Origin of the sequence: Pseudohongiella spirulinae, from assembly GCF_001444425.1 — a bacterium.
Lineage (GTDB): Bacteria > Pseudomonadota > Gammaproteobacteria > Pseudomonadales > Pseudohongiellaceae > Pseudohongiella > Pseudohongiella spirulinae.
Window position 1 is genome coordinate 91,562 of the sequence record NZ_CP013189.1, and the last position, 19,765, is coordinate 111,326.

The window sequence follows — 19,765 nt, forward strand, 5'->3', positions numbered from 1 at the left end:
CGCACAGCCATACTAAGTAGCTGTATAAAAAGGTTTTTCCTAATATGGCACGCCCCGTGCATAGTGTCGGACAGGTGTATCTGCACTGAATAGGCGGCGCAGGTATTAACAAGAAAGGAGCAACTCATGAAGTTAGTAACGGCGATTATCAAGCCTTTCAAACTGGATGATGCCCGTGAGGCACTGTCTGAGATTGGCGTGCAGGGTATCACAGTGACAGAGGTCAAAGGTTTCGGTCGACAGAAAGGCCATACCGAACTGTATCGTGGTGCGGAATACGTAGTGGACTTCCTCCCCAAGGTAAAAATTGAAGTGGCTATTGGTGACGATCTGCTGGATCAGACCCTTGAGGCCATTACCAAGGCGGCGAACACCGGCAAGATTGGCGACGGCAAGATCTTTGTATCGGACCTGACGCAGGTGATCCGCATCAGAACTGGTGAAACTGGAGAGGCGGCCGTTTAAGGCACGTCATCTGACATTCGGAGGAAATCAAGGTGGAAAACCAAATTTTTGAATTGCAGTACGCAATGGACACCTTCTACTTTCTGGTGTGTGGCGCACTGGTTATGTGGATGGCAGCAGGCTTCTCCATGCTGGAGGCCGGTCTGGTCCGTTCCAAGAATACAACCGAAATTCTGACTAAAAACGTCGCGCTGTTTGCGGTGTCCTGCACCATGTATCTGGTGTGCGGCTATGCCATCATGTACGGCGGCACCTTCTTCCTGAGCGGTATTGAAGGTGGCGATTCGCTGGTCGCGGATGCACTGGCTTCCAAGGCCGAAGAAGGCTTTGACGGTGGCTCTGTTTACTCAGGCGCTTCTGACTTCTTCTTCCAGGTGGTGTTTGTGGCAACAGCCATGTCTATCGTCTCCGGCGCCGTGGCTGAGCGTATGAAGCTGTGGGCCTTCCTGGCTTTTGCTGTTGTCATGACTGGTTTCATCTATCCGATGGAAGGTAGCTGGACATGGGGCGGTAACGCTGTATTTGGCATGTTCACACTGGGTGATCTGGGCTTCTCTGATTTCGCAGGCTCTGGCATTGTTCACATGGCGGGTGCCGCAGCTGCGCTGGCGGGTGTACTGATCCTGGGTGCCCGTAAAGGCAAATATGGACCGGACGGCTCAGTTCGAGCAATTCCCGGTGCTAACCTGCCGCTGGCTACACTCGGTATGTTCATCCTGTGGATGGGCTGGTTCGGTTTCAACGGTGGTTCAGTTCTGAAGCTGGCTGACGTGGCTAACTCCAATGCAGTGGCCATGGTGTTCCTGAACACTAACGCAGCAGCAGCGGGTGGTTTGATTGCCGCCCTGATCACAGCTCGCCTGATGTTCGGCAAAGCGGATCTGACCATGGCCCTTAACGGTGCCCTGGCTGGCCTGGTGGCGATTACTGCTGAGCCTTCTACTCCGAGTGCGCTGCAGGCAACACTGTTCGGAGCAATTGGCGGCGTGATCGTTGTGTTCAGCATCATCGGTCTGGACAAGCTGAAGATCGACGATCCGGTCGGTGCGATCTCTGTGCACGGTACCTGTGGTCTGCTGGGTCTGTTGCTGGTGCCGCTCACTAACGATGGCTCCTCATTCTCCGGCCAGATCATTGGCGCCCTGACCATCTTCGTCTGGGTATTTGTGACCAGTCTGATTGTGTGGATCGCCTTGAAAGCTGTCATCGGCATCCGCGTCAGCGAAGAGGAAGAAGATTCAGGTGTAGACCTGTCCGAGTGCGGACTGGAAGCCTACCCCGAATTTACCAAGTAATGCTTTGACCCGGTCGCTGCCCGATGTGGCAGCGACCTTCTCCCCAAGGATGGCAGTGATCAAGACCCCAATGATTATTGCCGCTTTTTCCGGCCCCTCTCTGAGGGGCTTTTTTTTGGATTCATGCCTGGAATGTTTTAGCATGTATTGAGAATGAGATTATCCTGAACCGCTAGAGTAAGAGTTTGCATAAAATAACTCATGTACAGACCAAGCCAGGCTCGATACTGAAAGTCACCTTCAGTGATGGAGTGTGTGGAGAGCTTTGTATTGCGGACCGTTTGTATGGTCCCATATTTGAGCCGCTGAAGAATCCCGAGCTATTTGCTCAGGCAAAGGTGGATAGTTTTGGTATTGTGTGCTGGCCAAACGGAGCTGATCTGGACTCAGATGTCCTGTATCGGGAAATTTCAACTGGGACGGATGACGCACAATCAGATAACAGTTGGGATGAATTCTTTAACCAGACGCCGGCTTTTGATGATGATTTTATGAGCGATAGAACAAAGTAGAAATAGTCCGCTCTTAAAAATCTCCCCACTGTAATTGCAGCGCGGTCAGCGCAACAACCGGCGCTGTTTCTGTGCGCAGAACGCGTGGGCCCAGCCGGACTGTTTTGAATCCTGTCTCGGATGTCAGGCCTTTCTCGGCATCACTGATGCCGCCTTCCGGCCCTATCAGCAGGAAAATATGGTCAGGCCGCTCACCGCTGAATCCGGCCATGCCGGTGTGATCCAGCATAAACCCCTGCCCTTGTGGCACGGATTTAACCCAGTCAGAAAGGTTCATCGGTGAGTGAATCGACGGCACGGTGCAGCGTCCGCTTTGCTCGCTGGCGCTGATCGCCACCTTCTGCCAATGTGTAGTGCGCTTGTCGGCACGATCTTCCTTGAGTTTGACTTCGCTGTGTTCGGTAAATAGCGGTGTGATTTCTGTTACGCCCAGCTCGGTGGCTTTTTGCACGGCATAATCCATGCGTTCACCGCGAGACAGTCCCAGGCCAATATGTACCGGCAACAAGGTCTCTGGCGTGCGGCTTGAACTTTGGGCTAACTTAAGATCGATGCCACGCTTGTCTATGCTGTGAATGTCTGCCAGGTATTCCCCATCTGATTCATTGAACAAAAGTACCTGATATCCCACTTTCACACGCAGCACCTTGCCCAGATAATGCGCTGCATCGTCCTGCAGGCGAACTTCAGCGCCAGCCCGCAGGGCTTCGGGTGTGTATAGACGTGACAGTCGCATAGCCTACCTGCCTCAGAATCTCAGCGCAGATCCAGCTGCTGCCAGATCTGGCGCACAGGCTCGGTCTGATTCATGCTGTAAAAATGCAGCCCAGGTGCGCCGCCTGCCAGCAGATCCTCACACAGGTTTAACACCACATCTGCGCCAAAGGCACGGATGCTGGCAGTATCATCGCCGTAGGATTGCAGGCGCTGGCGAATCCAGCGGGGAATCTCTGCGCCGCAATTGTTGCTGAAGCGCTGCAGATTATTAAAGTTGGTGATGGGCATGATGCCCGGCACAATCGGAATCTCGATGCCGGCTTTTTCACAGTTATCGACAAAATAAAAATAGGCATCCGGATTATAAAAATATTGAGTAATCGCGCTATTGGCGCCGGCATCTACTTTCTTTTTAAAGTAATAGATGTCTTTGTCATAGCTATCGGACTGCGGGTGAATCTCTGGATAGCACGCGACTTCTATGTGGAAGTGATCGCCGGTTTCTGCCCGTATAAACTCTATTAATTCATTAGCGTAATAGTACTGCGAGGCAACGCCGGTGCCTGACGGAATATCACCACGCAGAGCAACCAGTCGGTTAACGCCCATGGCGCGATAGGATTCCAGCAAAGTCAGTATTTCTTCCTTGCTGGAGCCGCCGAAGGACAGATGCGGTGCAACCGCCGAACCTGCCTGGCTGATGTTGGTGACCGCCTGCCGGGTCCCGTCCTTGGTGGAGCCGCCAGCGCCATAGGTGACTGAAAAGAAGTCAGGCTGAAGAGCGGCGAGTTCCTGATGCACGATCATCAGCTTTTCCATGCCTGCTTCAGTGCGGGGCGGGAAAAATTCAAAGCTGAAACGTGCGTCGGGGTTTTTGATGTCCATGATTGTTATCCGTTGCGATCGGACTGGCTACCTGAAAGTAGTGACGATGACGCTTTCAGGGAGCCGTCGTAATTAATATTTATAAGCGTCCGGCTTGAATGGCCCTTCCACTTTTACGCCAATGTATTTAGCCTGAGTTGGGGTCATTTTGGTGATCACGCCACCAAAGCCCTGCACCATCAGCGCGGCAACTTCTTCGTCCAGTTTCTTGGGCAGAACTTCTACACGCAGCAGTTCAGCTTTTTCGGCGGCTGACTTGCTGGCGAAGGCCTGCTTGTAGAGGTGGATCTGCGCAATCACCTGATTGGCAAACGATCCATCCATAATACGTGACGGATGGCCTGTGGCATTGCCGAGATTAACCAGTCGCCCTTCAGACAACAGCAGCAGATAGTTGTCAGCATTCTTCTCAGGATCTGCGCGGTAGATCTTGTGCACTTGTGGTTTAACTTCTTCCCAGTGCCAGTTGTCACGCATATATTTTGTGTCGATTTCGTTGTCGAAGTGACCGATGTTACAAACGACGGATCCAGCCTTCAGTGCTTGCAACATGTTCTTGTCGCAGACATCGATGTTACCGGTTGTGGTGACAATCAGATCAATTTTGCCCAACAGAGCTGCGTCAACATCTTCCAGTTTGCCGGTGTTGTTGCCATCCTTATAGGGCGACACAACTTCAAAGCCATCCATGCAGGCCTGCATGGCGCAGATCGGGTCGATCTCAGTGACTTTAACAATCATGCCTTCCTGACGCAGGCTCTGTGCTGAACCTTTGCCCACGTCACCATATCCAACCACCAGCGCATGACGACCTGACAGCAGCATGTCGGTGCCGCGCTTGACGGCATCGTTCAGGCTGTGACGACAGCCGTATTTGTTGTCGTTCTTGGACTTGGTCACGGAGTCGTTAACGTTGATGGCCGGCACCTTCAGTGAACCTTCCGCCAGCATTTCTACCAGTCGATGAACGCCGGTGGTGGTTTCTTCGGTGATACCGTGAATCTTGTCCAGCATCTGCGGATATTTGTCATGCACCATGGCCGTCAGGTCGCCGCCATCGTCCAGCAGCATGTTGGCGTCCCAGGGCTGACCGTCTTTGAGGATAGTCTGCTCAATACACCAGTCGCCTTCTTCCACAGTCTGGCCTTTCCACGCATAAACGGCGATGCCTTTAGAAGCGATATAGGCGGCCGCGTGATCCTGGGTGGAGAAAATATTGCATGATGACCAGCGCACTTCAGCACCCAACTCGACCAGCGTTTCAATCAGTACGGCGGTCTGGATGGTCATGTGAATGCAGCCGATAATTTTGGCATTGGCCAGCGGTTGTTCGGCGCGGTATTTTTCACGCAGGGCCATCAGAGCCGGCATTTCTGCCTGGGCCAGAATAACTTCTTTGCGACCATACTCGGCCAGTGAAATATCGGCAACTTTGTAATCTGTCGTGCTCATAAAAAACCTATGTAAAATCTGTTAAGTGAAAATATGTGTTTACAGGCCGGCTGCTGCGCGCAGAGCATCAGCCTTGTCGGTCTTCTCCCAGGTGATTGCAGCGTCTTCACGGCCAAAGTGTCCGTATGCAGCCGTCGGGAAATAGATTGGTCGGATCAGGTCCAGCATCTTGATCAAGCCCTTTGGACGCAGCTCGAAGTGTTCGCGAATCAGTTCAACGATGCGCTGATTACTGATCTGGCCAGTGCCGAAGGTTTCAACAGAAATCGAGGTGGGCTCCGCTACACCGATGGCATAGGAAACCTGAACTTCGCAGCGCTCGGCGATACCGGCGGCCACAATGTTCTTCGCTACATAACGGGCCGCATAAGCCGCGGAACGGTCCACCTTGGACGGATCCTTGCCGGAGAATGCGCCGCCACCATGACGGGCCATGCCGCCGTAGGTGTCGACGATGATTTTACGGCCGGTCAGGCCACAGTCGCCAAAGGGTCCGCCAATGACAAAGCGGCCGGTTGGGTTGATAAAGTATTTGGTATCCTTGTCCAGCCACTCGGCGGGCAGTACCGGTTTGATAATCTCTTCCATCACGGCTTCCTGCAGGGCTTTCTGCTCGATTTCCGGCGCGTGCTGGGTAGACAGCACAACGGCATCGATACCTACTGGCTTACCGTCCTGATAACGGAAAGTGATCTGGCTTTTGGCATCGGGACGCAACCAGGGCAGCGTGCCGTTTTTGCGCACTTCTGCCTGTCTCTTCACCAGGCGGTGTGAGTAAGTGATGGGAGCAGGCATCAGCACGTCGGTTTCGTTGCTGGCATAACCAAACATCAGGCCCTGGTCGCCGGCGCCTTGCTCATGCTCGGCGGTTTCGTCTACGCCCATGGCAATATCGGGCGATTGTTTGCCAATGGCATTCAGCACGGCGCAGGAGTGTCCGTCAAATCCCTTGTCAGAATGATCGTAGCCGATATCCACCACCACTTTGCGGGCGATGTCTTCCAGATCTACATAAGCTTCCGTGGTCACTTCGCCGGCTACGATAACCATACCGGTTTTGACCAGGGTTTCGCAGGCGACACGCGCCTTGGGATCCTGCTTCAGCAGCGCATCCAGCACAGCGTCGGAGATCTGATCGGCTATCTTGTCCGGATGCCCTTCAGAGACAGATTCAGAGGTAAACAGGTGTGTTGTCATAGTCGTTTCCTAACGTTCAGGGTTTGGTAAAAATTCGCATCTGTACCTGAAAGCCATTACGCAGCCCCAGGTAGACACGCTGTCCATCGTCAAGCCCGGCGCGCATCGCCCAGGCGTCTAGGTCCTGCTCGGTAAAGCCCAGCCAGAGATCGCCGCACGATTCTCTGACCCAGTCCTGATCATGGTGACTCAGGTCGATGAGCAGCAAAGTGCCGCCCGAATTTAAAAGCTCGGCGCAGTCAGCAAAGGTCTCCTGCGGCGAGGGGATGTGGTGCAGCACCATGTTGTAGATCATCAGATCAAAGTGCAGACCTTGTTCGCGCGCCACGCGGGTATCGCCGTGCATGAACTGCACATCGTCGCGTACTGAACGCTGTGCCAGTGCATGGCGGGCACGATTAAGCATTTCCTGTGAATTATCCAGCGCAGTCAGCGAGTTGAAGCGTACCGCCAGTTCGCTCAACAGCGGGCTTTCGCCTGGTCCGACTTCAAGCACTGCCGACTCTGCAGGCAGTTTGAGTCCGTCCAGCAGGTCATGCAGCGTGTCCCGGTAGTGAGCGTACTCGGCCACCAGTTCCTGCTTTTCCAGAAAGCGTTCGGCGTGACGTTCAAAAAACAGCAGTGATTGCTCTGAACGTTCGTCGTGGATTTGCTGAACCCCCGCGGCCAGTTCCGGGCGCAGCTCAATGTCATCAAGCTTGTCGAACGCTGCCTGCCTGATGCTGAAAAACGGCTGGTCGGCCAGCAGCAGAGCGCGTCGATAAAAAATACTGTTGCCTTCCCGACGGGTAGAAACCAGCTCTGCCTGCGCCAGAATTTTAAGATGATGACTAAGCGCAGACTGGCGCACATCAACAATGCGGCACAGCTCCAACACCCCGAACGACTCATTGCGCAGCAGGCGCAGGATGTCCAGGCGCAGCGGATCGGCCAGCGCTTTAAACAGACGCGACAGCTCCTCAGTGGCTGATGTGCTGAACAGGGATTCAGGATTGGCACTCATAGGGCGCGAACTATAACAGCTTTCCAGTCTATATCAAAATATTTTGATGCAGGATTTTTGCGCGTGAGCACCTACGTATCCTTAATTGTCTGGAAAATAAGCCTCAACTGCGGGAAAATACGCTTTTTTATGCCAGCCCCCCCCGCTAACAGGAGCTCCATCCGTATGTCCGACCGACAGACCTTTCTCACAGACCGCAAAGACCGCGCTAATGCCATTCGAGCTTTGAGCATGGATGCCGTGCAGAAAGCCAATTCCGGCCATCCCGGAGCACCCATGGGCATGGCTGATATTGCGGAAGTGCTGTGGATTGACTATATGTCGCACAATCCGGTCAATCCCAAGTGGATCAATCGTGACCGATTTGTACTGTCCAACGGCCACGGTTCCATGCTGATCTATTCTCTGCTGCACCTGACTGGTTATGATCTGCCCATGTCGGAGCTGCAGAATTTCCGCCAGCTGCATTCCAAAACGCCGGGCCACCCCGAATTTGGCTACACGCCGGGTGTTGAAACCACCACCGGCCCGCTGGGCCAGGGTCTTGCCAATGCCGTGGGCATGGCGATTGCGGAAAAAACACTGGCAGGTCAGTTTAACCGCCCTGAACACGACATTATCGACCATTACACCTGGGTGTTTGCGGGTGACGGCTGTCTGATGGAAGGTATTTCCCACGAAGTATGTTCACTGGCGGGCACGCTGGGGCTGGGAAAACTGATAGTCTTCTACGATGACAATGGCATCTCAATCGATGGAGAAATTGAGGGCTGGTTTACCGACGATACCAGCAAGCGATTTGAAGCTTACGGATGGCAGGTACTGGCCGCGGATGGTCATAATCCCGAGCAGATAGCAGCGGCGATTGAGTCTGCTAAAGCCGATACGGCGCGCCCTACCCTGATTCGCTGCAAGACAGTCATTGGATTCGGTTCACCGGCCAAGTCCGGCACCGCTGGTGTGCACGGCTCACCATTAGGCCCCGATGAAGTAGCAGCTACCCGCAAGGCGCTGGGCTGGGAATATCCACCTTTTGATATCCCCGAAACAATCAAAAAAGACTGGGACTGCCGTGAGCGTGGTTTCCAGGCTGAATCGCGCTGGAAAGAAAAGATGGTGCGTTATGAAGAGGCTTACCCGGATCTGGCCATGGAGCTCGTGCGACGCCTGAAAGGCGAGCTGCCTGGCTTCTTCGATGATCGCGCCACCGAGCTGGTGGCCGAGTGTCAGGCCAAAGCGGAAAGCATCGCGTCGCGCAAGGCTTCCCAGAACATGATCGCGGCCTTCAGTGAAGTGCTGCCGGAGCTGCTGGGTGGCTCTGCTGATCTGGCCGGTTCCAACCTGACCATGTGGAAGGGAAGTGAGCCGATCACTGAAAAGGCTGACGGTAATTATATCTATTATGGTGTGCGTGAATTCGGCATGAGCGCCATCATGAACGGCATTGCCCTGCACGGCGGTTTCATTCCCTTTGGCGGCACCTTCCTGATTTTCATGGAGTACGCCCGCAACGCTGTGCGTATGGGTGCCCTGATGAAGCAGCAGGTCATCAATGTGTATACGCATGACTCGATTGGTCAGGGCGAAGACGGTCCAACGCACCAGCCCATCGAACAACTGACAAATCTGCGTACCACACCGAATATGTCTGTCTGGCGCCCCTGTGATGGTGTTGAAACGGCAGTGGCCTGGACTCACGCCTTAAAACGACGTGAAGGGCCAACTTCACTGGTATTCTCGCGCCAGAATCTGCCGCATCAGGATCGTGAACAGTCTCAGCTTGCTGATATCGCACGCGGCGCTTACGTGCTGGAAGATTGTGATGGCGCTCCGGAGTTGATCGTAATCGCCACCGGTTCTGAAGTCGCTATCGCCCGCGATGCGGTTAAAGTACTGCAGTCAGATGGCATTCCTGCCCGCCTGGTTTCCATGCCGTCGGCTGATGTCTTTGATGCCCAGGATGTAGCTTATCGCGAGCAGGTGCTGCCCTCGGCCGTCCGTGCACGGCTTGCAGTTGAGGCTGCCGCAGTGGACTACTGGTTCAAATATGTTGGCCTGGATGGTGATGTAGTTGGCATGACCCGTTTTGGTGAGTCGGCGCCTGGTGGTGTGTTGATGAAGGAGTTTGGATTTACAGCGGATAACGTAGTGCAACGCGCTAAAGCACTTTTGAAGTAACACAGACAGCGGATACAACATGAGCACGCCTTATCGGCTGGCAATTAACGGATATGGGCGCATCGGGCGATGTGTGCTACGAGCCCTGTATGAGCGAAATGATCTGCCAAATCTGCAGATTGCGGCGATAAACGACCTGACAGATGCCCGGACCTTGTCTCACCTGACCCGATACGACAGCACACATGGTCGCTTCGCCGGTGATGTCGAGTTGTTGTCCCCGGACATGCTGCGTATCAATAACGACAAAATCAACTTGTTGTCTCAGGCGGATATCAAGCAGCTCCCCTGGCAGCAACTCGATATCGATCTGGTTCTGGAATGTACGGGCTGCTTCAGTGATCGACACATGGCGGAGCAGCATCTGCAGCAAGGCGCGGGAAAGTTGCTGTTCTCGCAGCCGGCAAAAAGTGATGTGGACGCAACTGTTGTGTTTGGTATTAACCACGCGGACATTAATCCGCAGCACCGTATAATTTCAGCAGCTTCCTGCACGACCAACTGTGTCGTGCCGGTCATCAAATGTCTGGATGATGCGTTTGGTCTTGATTATGGCGTAATTACGACCATTCATTCTGCAATGAACGATCAGCCGGTGATTGATGCCTATCACAATCAGGACCTGCGAAAAACCCGCAGTGCCGTGCAATCGATTATCCCGGTGGATACCGAAATAGCAAAAGGCATTGGACGTATACTGCCGCATTTGGACGGGCGATTTTCAGCCCAGGCCATGCGAGTTCCCACAGTTAATGTGTCGGCTATTGATCTGACCGTGACCCTTCGCCGCGGTGTGACCATGGAACAGGTCAATGAGGCCATCCGTCAGGCATCTGCGCAATCGACCCCCGGGATATTGGCCTGCACAGATGAACCATTGGCGTCCTGCGATTTCAACCATGATTCGCGCTCGGCCATTGTAGATCTGAGCCAGACGCGTGTGAGTGGCCAACATTTAGTAAAAGTTCTGGCCTGGTTCGATAACGAATGGGCCTACGCAAACCGGATGCTTGATGTGGCCGAAGTTATCCGCAAGATAGACAGGAGTCATTAATCAATGAGTAGCACAGGTAAAACAATTACCCGCATGCAGGATCTGGCACTGAAGGGTAAAAAAGTACTGATCAGAGAAGATCTGAATGTCGCCATCAAGAATTCCGCTGTCGTAAATGACACCCGGATTGTGGCGGCTTTGCCGACGATAAAACTGGCCCTGGATGCCGGGGCCAAAGTCATGGTGATGTCGCATCTGGGGCGCCCGGAAGAGGGTAAACCCATTGCTGAGCAGGCAGATGCATCGCTGGCGCCGGTGGCAGCGCACCTGCAGAAATTGCTGGGTGTGCCTGTGCGACTCGTTGATGATTACCTGCGGAATCCGGGCTCGGCTGAGCCCGCTGAAGGTGAGCTGGTCCTGCTGGAAAATGTGCGTGTCAATGTGGGTGAAGGCAAAGATGCCGACGAACTTGCACGCGCTTATGCAGCACTGTGTGATGTATTTGTGATGGATGCCTTTGGAACTGCACACCGGGCGCAGGCGAGTACCCATGGTGTGGCCAAATTTGCCGGCGTTGCCTGTGCCGGCCCATTGTTGGCAGCGGAGCTGGACGCATTGGAGAAAGCTCTGGACAAACCAGAGAGGCCCATGCTGGCGATAGTGGGTGGTGCCAAGGTCTCCAGTAAACTGCAGGTGCTGGAAAGCCTGGCGGAAAAAACTGATCAACTGATTGTCGGTGGTGGTATCGCCAATACTTTTCTGCTGGCCGCCGGCTACCCGGTTGGCAAATCACTGGTGGAGGCTGAACTGGTTGATACAGCAAAAGCGCTTATGCAAAAAACCAACATTCCTCTGCCTGTTGACGTGGTGGTAGCCAAAGAGTTTTCTGCTGACGCAACGGCCACGGTTAAAGACGTCGAGAACGTTGCGGATGACGATATGATCCTGGATATTGGCCCAAGAACTGCAGCTATGCTGGCAGATATTATCGCGACAATGCGAACGATTATCTGGAATGGCCCAATAGGTGTATTCGAGTTCGAAGCCTTTTCAAAAGGTACGCAGGCCATTGCCGATGCGGTGGCAAAAAATAGCGGATTCTCAATAGCCGGTGGTGGTGAAACCATTCAAGCCATCGATAAATTCGGCATTACGGATCAGGTGTCTTATATATCAACAGGTGGTGGTGCGTTCCTTGAGTTCGTGCAGGGCGACGTTTTACCGGCCGTCGCCATTCTGGAACATTAATTGTAATTAAACATAAGAAGGGGATATTCTATGGCACTTATCAGTTTGAGGCAGCTTCTGGATCACGCTGCAGAACATGGTTATGGCGTTCCGGCATTCAACGTCAACAATCTGGAACAGGTCCGCGCCATCATGGAAGCGGCCAACGAGGTGAACAGCCCGGTCATACTGCAAGCATCAGCAGGAGCCCGTAAATATGCCGGCTCGACCTTCCTGCGCCATCTGATCCTGGCCGCCATTGAAGAGTTTCCGCATATTCCGATTGTGATGCACCAGGATCATGGTGTGACGCCTGCTGTGTGTCAGCGCTCCATCCAGCTGGGCTTCTCGTCAGTGATGATGGACGGATCTCTGGGACCGGACGGTAAAACCCCCACTGACTATGATTACAACGTTAAAGTAACCCGCACCGTGGTTGAAATGGCGCACGCCTGTGGCGTGTCAGTAGAAGGCGAAATCGGCTGTCTGGGTTCACTGGAAACCGGTATGGCTGGTGAAGAGGATGGTATCGGGGCAGAGGGTAAACTCAGCCACGATCAGATGCTGACGGATCCGGAAGAAGCGGCCCAGTTTGTCGACGACACAGGTGTGGATGCTCTGGCAATCGCCGTTGGTACCAGCCACGGCGCCTACAAGTTTTCCCGTCCGCCAACCGGCGACATTCTGGCCATTGAGCGCATCAAGCAGATACACAAGCGTATCCCCAACACGCACCTGGTTATGCATGGCTCCTCTTCTGTACCGCAGGAGTGGTTGGCAGTGATTAATGAGTTTGGTGGTGAAATTCCGGAGACCTATGGTGTGCCGGTGGAAGAAATCCAGGAAGGTATCAAGCACGGCGTGCGCAAAGTGAATATCGATACCGACCTGCGCTTGGCCTCAACGGGTGCGGTGCGCAAGTTCCTGGCTGAGAACAAGTCGGAGTTTGATCCACGCAAATTCCTGACACCGACCGTCAAGGCGATGAAGGGAATTGTACGCGATCGACTTGAAGCATTCGGAACGGCGGGTCAGATTGACCGGATCGGCAAGATCTACAGCCTTGAAGAGATGGCTGGCAAGTACGGGCTATAAGTACTCCGTTTGGAGGCCGGTCAGGGTGGAGGTTTCACGGTGCTGACCGGCCACTACCTGGCGTCTCACAGCCGGCGGGGCGGAACTCGACCTCGCGGCTGCGCCGCTCGGGACTCAAACAGTCCTACCGCTTCTCGGCTGTGAGACGCCAGGAAAAGCGTGGCCTGAATGGTCAGCACCGTGAAACCTCCACCCTTCCCTTTGTGCCATCCTTGGGCTGAGTCTTGATGCCCCCAGGCTTTCTTTAGAACAACAGCATGTTGGGCCGCGTTTATGGATGTTGAGGTTCATATTGTTAATGCGTTTATTGACGGGGGTGTCGGAGGCAATCCGGCGGGTGTTGTGCTCAATGCTGGCGGGTTGACTTACAGCGATAAGTTGAACATTGCGCAGCAGCTTGGTTTGTCCGAAACCGCGTTTCTATCGCCGTCTGATGTGGCAAGTATCAAGCTTGAGTTTTTCACGCCAACGCGACAGATTGCTCATTGCGGGCACGCGACAGTTGCAACTTTTTACCTCTTGCGGCAGCTGGGCATTCTGCTTGACGGAAGACACACAAAAGAAACTATCGATGGCATCAGAGATGTATTGGTCGATGGTGAAATCGTGTCTATGGTGCAGCAAGCCCCGCGATACAAAGCGATTGCAATTGGCTCGAGGACAGGACAGCACATAACAGCGTCACTTGGCCTGGATCCGACTGAATCACCAATCCTGGCTGATCCTTATGTGGTCGATACAGCAAACGCATTTTTGCTGGTGCAAGTAAATAACAAGCAAACCCTGGCAACACTGTGTCCATCCCTGCCTCTGGTCGAGGGAATCAGCGATAAGCTGGATGTGATCGGCTTCTACGCGTTTGCGCTGGAAGACAAAAAATCCGACAGACACGCCAGCGCCAGAATGTTCGCACCGCGTTTCGGAATCGCCGAAGAATCCGCCACCGGCACCGCCGCCGGCCCGCTCGGCTGCTATCTGCATGACTATCTGAAAGTCAGCGACCTGCAACTCCGCATCCAGCAGGGCCACCTGATGAAGCCTCCATCACCAAGCCTCATCCAGGTGAATCTCAATCTACTCAATAACCAAATCACTACCTTGACAGTAGGCGGCACCGCCCGAATAAACAACACAACGCAGCTCAAAATCGTCGATCAATGAATCAAAGTCGTGAAGTTTACCACGTAGTCAGGAGGGCGGGTGGCCGGTCCACACCTGCCACCCGCCTTCCTGACGCTCCAGAACGAAGCCACTGAGCCTACCAGAGCACCCGACACCGGATTGTCCCCGGCACCCCGGTCAGCTTGTCCATCGCAATTTCACTGTGCTCTTTGTCAATATCCATCACCACATAACCGATCTTGTCATTGGTCTGCAGATACTGCGAACGGATATTGATGCCGGCAGCAGAGAACACCTGGTTGATCTGTGAAAGTACACCTGGCACGTTCTCATGAATGTGCAGCAGTCGATGCATATCAGGGTGCGAAGGCAATGCCACTTCCGGGAAGTTGACAGATGTCTGGGTAGATCCATTGTCGCTGTAGCGAGTCAATTTTTCCGCCACCTCCAGACCGATGTTCTCCTGTGCTTCCATGGTGCTACCGCCAATATGCGGTGTCAGGATGCAGTTGTCATACTGGCGCAACGGTGAGATAAATTCTTCGTCATTCGAGCGCGGTTCAACCGGGAAGACGTCAATCGCGGCGCCTGCCAATTGACCTGATTCAAGTGCCGCCGCCAATGCATCGATATCAATCACGGTGCCGCGTGAAGCATTGATCAGAATGCTGCCGTTTTTCATCCAGCTGATCTGCTCTGCACCAATCATATTGGCCGTCTGTGCAGTTTCTGGTACATGCAGGCTGATGATGTCGCAGGTTTGCATCAGTTCTTTCAGGCTTCCCACCTGAACAGCATTGCCGAGCGGAAGCTTGGTAATGATGTCGTACAGGTATACTTTCATGCCCATAGACTCGGCCAGTACACTGAGCTGCGAGCCGATATTGCCGTAACCGACGACCCCCAGTTTTTTGCCACGCGTTTCAAAAGAGCCGGTTGCCACTTTTTGCCAGACGCCCCGGTGAGCCTGCGCGTTTTTCTCCGGAATACCGCGCAGCAACAAGATGATCTGGCCGATGACCAGTTCAGCCACGCTGCGGGTATTGGAATAGGGTGCGTTAAACACTGGCACGCCCTTGATCAGCGCTGCCGTCAAGTCAACCTGGTTGGTGCCTATACAGAAGCAGCCGACAGCTTGCAGCCTGGAGGCGGCATCGAAGACGCGGGCGGTCAACTGGGTGCGCGAACGAATCCCGATGAAGTGTACATCGCGGATTTTTTCTACCAGTTCGTCTTCCGGCAGCGAGGTCTTAAGGTACTCGATGTTGGTATAACCCGCCTGGTGAAGTGCATTGACGGCACTCTGGTGAACACCTTCAAGTAGCAGAAAACGGATTTTACTTTTGTCCAGTGAGGTCGGTTTCATGACAGTGCAGATTCTCTTCTGTGGGAGGCGCCAGTTTCAGGCGCGCTATGTTACCATAAACCAAGTCAGTAACATAAAAGGTAGTTCCTGTAATGAGCCTCATGCAGCAATCGCTGGTCGCATCACTGGCCGAAATTGTCGGACCGGATCGAGTTAAAACAGATAGTGAATCCCTTCAGGTTTTTGGCAAGGACTGGACAAAAGCGCATGAGCCGCGTCCGGTGGCCGTTGTTTTGCCCGGCTCGACTGAAGAAGTTCAGGCGCTGGTGCGTTTTGCCAACGAACAGAAAATTGCGCTGGTACCCTCCGGCGGTCGTACCGGTTTAAGTGGTGCTGCCGTGGCGGCCAATGGCGAAGTGGTTGTGGCTTTTGATCGGATGAACAAAATCCTGGATTTTAATCCGGTCGATCGCCAGGTGGTTTGTCAGCCAGGTGTCATTACCGAGCAGCTTCAGCAATATGCGGAAGACAAAGGTCTTTACTACCCGGTGGATTTTGCCTCTTCCGGTTCGAGCCAGCTGGGTGGCAATGTGGGCACCAATGCGGGCGGTATCAAGGTGATCCGTTACGGCCTGACCCGCGACTGGGTGATGGGAATGAAGGTTGTGACCGGCACTGGTGAGTTGCTGGATCTGAACCAGGGCCTGGTAAAAAACGCCACCGGTTATGACTTGCGCCATCTGTTCATTGGCTCGGAGGGCACCCTGGGATTCATTGTTGAGTTAACCATGGGGCTGGCCACCCAGCCTCAGGATCCCACTGTGCTAGTGCTGGCTCTGGAGGAGATGGAAGCCAGCATGCACGTCCTGCAAGCCTTCCAGGCGAAGATTGAAGTCAGCGCCTTTGAGTTTTTTTCCGAGAAAGCTCTCAGACATGTCATTGCCGAGAAAGGTCTGGCTCGTCCCTTTGAAACTGAGGGAAATTTCTACACCTTGATTGAATTTGAAAATACCAGCGAAGCGACCATGGATGCAGCCATGTCGGTCTTCGAGCACTGCATGGAGCAGGGCTGGGTGCTGGACGGCACCATGAGCCAGAATGTGACGCAGGCCAAGGCATTGTGGCGTTTACGTGAAGATATCTCAGAGACGATTTCGCGCTTTACGCCCTATAAAAACGATATATCGGTCCAGGTCTCCAAGGTGCCTGCCTTCCTTAAAGAGGTTGATGCCATTGTTACCTCGCAATATCCCGACTTCGAGATCATCTGGTTTGGTCATATTGGTGATGGCAATGTCCACCTGAACATACTGAAGCCGGACTCTTTGGCCAAAGAGGAGTTTTTTCGCCAGTGTGGCGAGGTCAGTTATGACATCTTTGATGCGGTGAAATCCTATGGCGGCAGCGTTTCGGCCGAGCACGGCGTGGGGCTGCTTAAAAAGCCCTATCTGCATTACAGCCGCAGTGAGGCTGAAATTGCACTGATGCGGGGCATAAAAAGCCTGTTTGATCCCAATAACATCATGAATCCGGGCAAGATATTCGACTGAATTCACAGTTTTGGACGATTTCGGTCCAAACTGTATTCCCAGCGGCAAAATTAGGCGGTACACTGCTTTGAGGAGTCGGTGTTGACTCCAGCAGTTGGCACATTTGTCAACTGTGTTAATAAATAATGGGAACTGTCTGAACTCGCGTCAGTCGAATCCCTTGGAAAGAGCAAGAGAGCAATATGTCACAGCAAGTAGAAGGTACCGTTAAGTGGTTCAATGACGAAAAAGGCTTCGGCTTCATTGAACAGGAAGGTGGGAAGGACGTATTCGTCCATTTTAGTGCCATTAACGGTACTGGAAGAAGAACGCTGCATGAAGGCCAGAAAGTTACTATGGAAGTGACTCAAGGCCAAAAAGGCCCCCAGGCGGAAAACGTTAATCCCCTGTAATACAAAGAACGCAGGGCGTGAAACCCCTGCGTTTTTTTATCACTGATTATCAGAAGACTAATCTGCTGTTAGTGTTCTGAGGCCGTCTTTTGTGCCAAGAATCAGTTTGTCTGCAGGGCGGAGCGCAAACAGACCATTGGTTACCACACCTGTGATCTGATTGAGTTGTTGCTCCAGAGTGCGTGGGTCTACGATATTCATATTGTGAATATCGATAATTATGTTGCCGTTATCGGTTATGCAGCCGTCGCGATAAACCGGGTCACCGCCGAGTTTCACTATCTCGCGGCCGACGTAGCTGCGTGCCATGGGGATGACTTCGACCGGAAGCGGAAACGTCCCCAGAACATCCACCATCTTGCTGCCATCGGCGATGCACACGAATTCGCGTGCAACTGCAGCGATAATTTTTTCCCGCGTTAATGCCCCGCCGCCGCCTTTGATCAGTTGCAGATACTTATTGGCCTCATCAGCACCATCCACGTAGATGCTGACCTCGGGTGCGGCGTTCAGATCCATGACTTCTATGCCGAGTGCCTTAAGGCGCCGGGCAGTTTCCTCCGAGCTCGCTACTGTGGCATAGATGTCATCGCGAAATTCACCAAGATATTCGATAAACAGGTTGGCCGTGGAGCCAGTGCCGACGCCAATAATCATGCGGTCATCGAGCCTTTCTTTAACGTATTGCGCCGCCGCCCGCGCGACTGCTTTTTTTAATTCGTTCTGGTCCATGATGCTATCCTGTGCAGATCAGTAAACTTAATTGGGACATGAGCTTTCTTGCGGGCAATAATAGCCTCCGGCAAGCTGATTTCCAAACTTGAAACGGTTAATGACATGGAAAGATATATAAAAGATATCCTCTCGGCGCGTGTCTACGACGTAGCGATTGAAACGCCGGTGCACGAAGCGCCCGGCTTGTCGCGGCGTCTGGACAATCGGATATTGCTGAAGCGGGAGGATATGCAGCCGGTGTTCAGTTTCAAGCTGCGAGGCGCTTTTAACCGGATGTCTGGGCTCAGCAGGGAGGCAGCGGCTCGCGGTGTTATTGCAGCCAGTGCCGGCAACCATGCACAGGGTATAGCCCTGGCGGGCAATGCACTGGGTATCGACACGACTATTGTCATGCCAGTGACTACACCGGGTATCAAGGTTGATGCAGTGCGCAATCGAGGGGCGCAGGTGGTTCTGCATGGTGATACCTACAATGATGCGGCTGAGTATGCCATGGGCCTTGTCGAAGAGAAGGGCCTGACGTTTGTGCATGCCTTTGATGACAAGGCTGTAATTGCCGGACAGGGTACAGTTGGCGTGGAAATTCTGCGGCAGTACAGCGGTGAGTTGGACGCCATTTTTGTCCCCGTAGGCGGAGGCGGGCTGATGGCCGGTATGGCTGCCTACATCAAATATATCCGCCCGGATATTCGCATGATTGCTGTCGAGGCTGAGGATTCGGCCTGTCTTAAGGCGGCCCTGGAAGCCGGGCGTCGGGTCAAATTATCGCAGGTGGGTCTGTTTGCTGACGGCGTGGCTGTCAATCAGGTTGGAAAAAATACCTTCGCTATTTTGCGTCAATGTGTCGATGAGGTGATCACCGTCAACACAGATGAGATATGTGCAGCGATCAAGGATGTATTTGATGATACCCGCACGGTCGCCGAGCCGGCCGGTGCCCTGGCAGTAGCCGGCATGAAACGCTACATACAGATGCATCAGGCCAGGGAGCAGACGCTGCTGTCGGTGGTGACGGGTGCCAATGTCAATTTCGACCGTCTGCGTCATATTGCGGAACGTGCCGAGCTTGGCGAGTCACGCGAGGCTGTGCTTGCGGTCACGATTAATGAACAGCCGGGCAGCTTTCGAGAGTTCTCGCAGATTCTGGGCCGCCGCAATATCACCGAGTTCAACTATCGTTACGGCTCGCCTGACAAGGCGCAGATTTTTGTGGGTGTCGAAGTTGCTCGTGGTTCAGCCGGACGCGCAGAGCTGCTGGCCGAACTGTCCGAAAAAGGCCTGGTTGCTCACGATATGACAGAAAATGAAGCGGCTAAGGTGCATATCAGGCACATGGTCGGCGGGCGGAATCAGTCCGTGGCCAATGAGCGGGTGTTCCGGTTCGAGTTTCCGGAACGCCCCGGTGCACTGATGACTTTCCTGGATCTGCTAGGCGGTCGGTGGAATATCTCCATGTTCCACTATCGCAACCACGGTGCCGCTTATGGGCGTGTTATGGTCGGTATTCAGGTGCCGGCTTCGGACCGCAAAGCTTTCGATGCCTTTTTACGGGAGATTAATTACCCGTACCGGGAAGAAACTGACAACATTGCCTACCAGACTTTCCTTGGGCCCTGAGGCAGAGCCCTTGGCCAAGAGAA

The 19,765-nt window shown here is 53.6% G+C and carries 18 protein-coding genes; 11 read left to right on the forward strand and 7 right to left on the reverse strand.

Annotated features, from left to right (window positions below; translation table 11 throughout):
- Positions 1-126: 126 nt before the first annotated feature.
- The 3 genes from glnK (at position 127) to PS2015_RS00420 (ending at position 2,272) form a co-directional block, all read left to right on the forward strand.
- The gene (glnK, locus tag PS2015_RS00410; RefSeq protein ID WP_058020313.1) at positions 127-465 is read left to right on the forward strand and encodes a P-II family nitrogen regulator; all 339 of its coding nucleotides are present in this window, start codon (positions 127-129) and stop codon (positions 463-465) included.
- A gap of 65 nt (positions 466-530) precedes the next feature.
- Entirely contained in the window at positions 531-1,760 is a 1,230-nt protein-coding gene (locus tag PS2015_RS00415; RefSeq protein WP_058023063.1) for an ammonium transporter, read from the forward strand.
- A gap of 185 nt (positions 1,761-1,945) precedes the next feature.
- Positions 1,946-2,272, forward strand: a complete 327-nt coding sequence (locus tag PS2015_RS00420; RefSeq protein ID WP_082627873.1) for a DUF2442 domain-containing protein — start codon at positions 1,946-1,948, stop codon at positions 2,270-2,272.
- A 13-nt stretch (positions 2,273-2,285) separates the two neighbouring features.
- On the opposite strand, the gene PS2015_RS00425 is transcribed toward PS2015_RS00420, so the two are convergent.
- The 5 genes from PS2015_RS00425 to PS2015_RS00445 all read right to left on the reverse strand — a co-directional run bounded on the left by PS2015_RS00425 (position 2,286) and on the right by PS2015_RS00445 (position 7,526).
- Positions 2,286-3,008, reverse strand: a complete 723-nt coding sequence (locus tag PS2015_RS00425) for a 16S rRNA (uracil(1498)-N(3))-methyltransferase (protein WP_058020314.1) — start codon at positions 3,006-3,008, stop codon at positions 2,286-2,288.
- A 20-nt stretch (positions 3,009-3,028) separates the two neighbouring features.
- Positions 3,029-3,874 (reverse strand): methylenetetrahydrofolate reductase [NAD(P)H], encoded by an 846-nt coding sequence (gene metF, locus PS2015_RS00430; protein ID WP_058020315.1) that lies wholly within the window; start codon positions 3,872-3,874, stop codon positions 3,029-3,031.
- 72 nt (positions 3,875-3,946) lie between these two features.
- Positions 3,947-5,326 carry an adenosylhomocysteinase gene (ahcY, locus tag PS2015_RS00435; protein WP_058020316.1) on the reverse strand — a complete coding sequence of 460 codons (1,380 nt, stop codon included), beginning with the start codon at positions 5,324-5,326 and terminating at the stop codon, positions 3,947-3,949.
- A 39-nt stretch (positions 5,327-5,365) separates the two neighbouring features.
- Positions 5,366-6,523 carry a methionine adenosyltransferase gene (gene metK, locus PS2015_RS00440; protein ID WP_058020317.1) on the reverse strand — a complete coding sequence of 386 codons (1,158 nt, stop codon included), beginning with the start codon at positions 6,521-6,523 and terminating at the stop codon, positions 5,366-5,368.
- A gap of 16 nt (positions 6,524-6,539) precedes the next feature.
- Complete coding sequence (locus tag PS2015_RS00445; protein ID WP_058020318.1) at positions 6,540-7,526, reverse strand: ArsR/SmtB family transcription factor; 987 nt, start codon at positions 7,524-7,526, stop codon at positions 6,540-6,542.
- 165 nt (positions 7,527-7,691) lie between these two features.
- Here PS2015_RS00445 and tkt point away from each other — a divergent pair, with 165 nt between their 5' ends.
- The 5 genes from tkt (at position 7,692) to PS2015_RS00470 (ending at position 14,181) form a co-directional block, all read left to right on the forward strand.
- Positions 7,692-9,704: a transketolase gene (gene tkt / locus PS2015_RS00450; RefSeq protein ID WP_058020319.1), complete on the forward strand. Its 2,013-nt coding sequence runs from the start codon at positions 7,692-7,694 to the stop codon at positions 9,702-9,704.
- A 19-nt stretch (positions 9,705-9,723) separates the two neighbouring features.
- Positions 9,724-10,758 (forward strand): type I glyceraldehyde-3-phosphate dehydrogenase, encoded by a 1,035-nt coding sequence (gene gap / locus PS2015_RS00455; protein WP_058020320.1) that lies wholly within the window; start codon positions 9,724-9,726, stop codon positions 10,756-10,758.
- Positions 10,759-10,761: 3 nt separating this feature from the next.
- Entirely contained in the window at positions 10,762-11,946 is a 1,185-nt protein-coding gene (locus PS2015_RS00460) for a phosphoglycerate kinase (RefSeq protein WP_058020321.1), read from the forward strand.
- 30 nt (positions 11,947-11,976) lie between these two features.
- Positions 11,977-13,020 (forward strand): class II fructose-bisphosphate aldolase, encoded by a 1,044-nt coding sequence (gene fba, locus PS2015_RS00465; protein ID WP_058020322.1) that lies wholly within the window; start codon positions 11,977-11,979, stop codon positions 13,018-13,020.
- Positions 13,021-13,293: 273 nt separating this feature from the next.
- Positions 13,294-14,181 carry a PhzF family phenazine biosynthesis protein gene (locus tag PS2015_RS00470; RefSeq protein ID WP_058020323.1) on the forward strand — a complete coding sequence of 296 codons (888 nt, stop codon included), beginning with the start codon at positions 13,294-13,296 and terminating at the stop codon, positions 14,179-14,181.
- 97 nt (positions 14,182-14,278) lie between these two features.
- On the opposite strand, the gene serA is transcribed toward PS2015_RS00470, so the two are convergent.
- Positions 14,279-15,508 (reverse strand): phosphoglycerate dehydrogenase, encoded by a 1,230-nt coding sequence (gene serA / locus PS2015_RS00475; protein ID WP_058020324.1) that lies wholly within the window; start codon positions 15,506-15,508, stop codon positions 14,279-14,281.
- 92 nt (positions 15,509-15,600) lie between these two features.
- On the opposite strand from serA, the gene PS2015_RS00480 reads away from it, so the two are divergent.
- Both PS2015_RS00480 and PS2015_RS00485 read left to right on the forward strand, forming a co-directional pair.
- The gene (locus PS2015_RS00480) at positions 15,601-16,998 is read left to right on the forward strand and encodes an FAD-binding oxidoreductase (protein ID WP_082627874.1); all 1,398 of its coding nucleotides are present in this window, start codon (positions 15,601-15,603) and stop codon (positions 16,996-16,998) included.
- Positions 16,999-17,180: 182 nt separating this feature from the next.
- A complete protein-coding gene (locus PS2015_RS00485) occupies positions 17,181-17,390 on the forward strand; it encodes a cold-shock protein (protein ID WP_058020325.1) in 210 nt (69 codons plus the stop codon).
- A 57-nt stretch (positions 17,391-17,447) separates the two neighbouring features.
- On the opposite strand, the gene rpiA is transcribed toward PS2015_RS00485, so the two are convergent.
- Positions 17,448-18,122 (reverse strand): ribose-5-phosphate isomerase RpiA, encoded by a 675-nt coding sequence (rpiA, locus tag PS2015_RS00490; protein ID WP_058020326.1) that lies wholly within the window; start codon positions 18,120-18,122, stop codon positions 17,448-17,450.
- Between the two features lie 78 nt (positions 18,123-18,200).
- Between rpiA and ilvA the strand changes: the two genes are divergently transcribed.
- Positions 18,201-19,742, forward strand: a complete 1,542-nt coding sequence (ilvA, locus tag PS2015_RS00495; protein WP_257721220.1) for a threonine ammonia-lyase, biosynthetic — start codon at positions 18,201-18,203, stop codon at positions 19,740-19,742.
- The last annotated feature ends 23 nt before the right edge of the window (positions 19,743-19,765 follow it).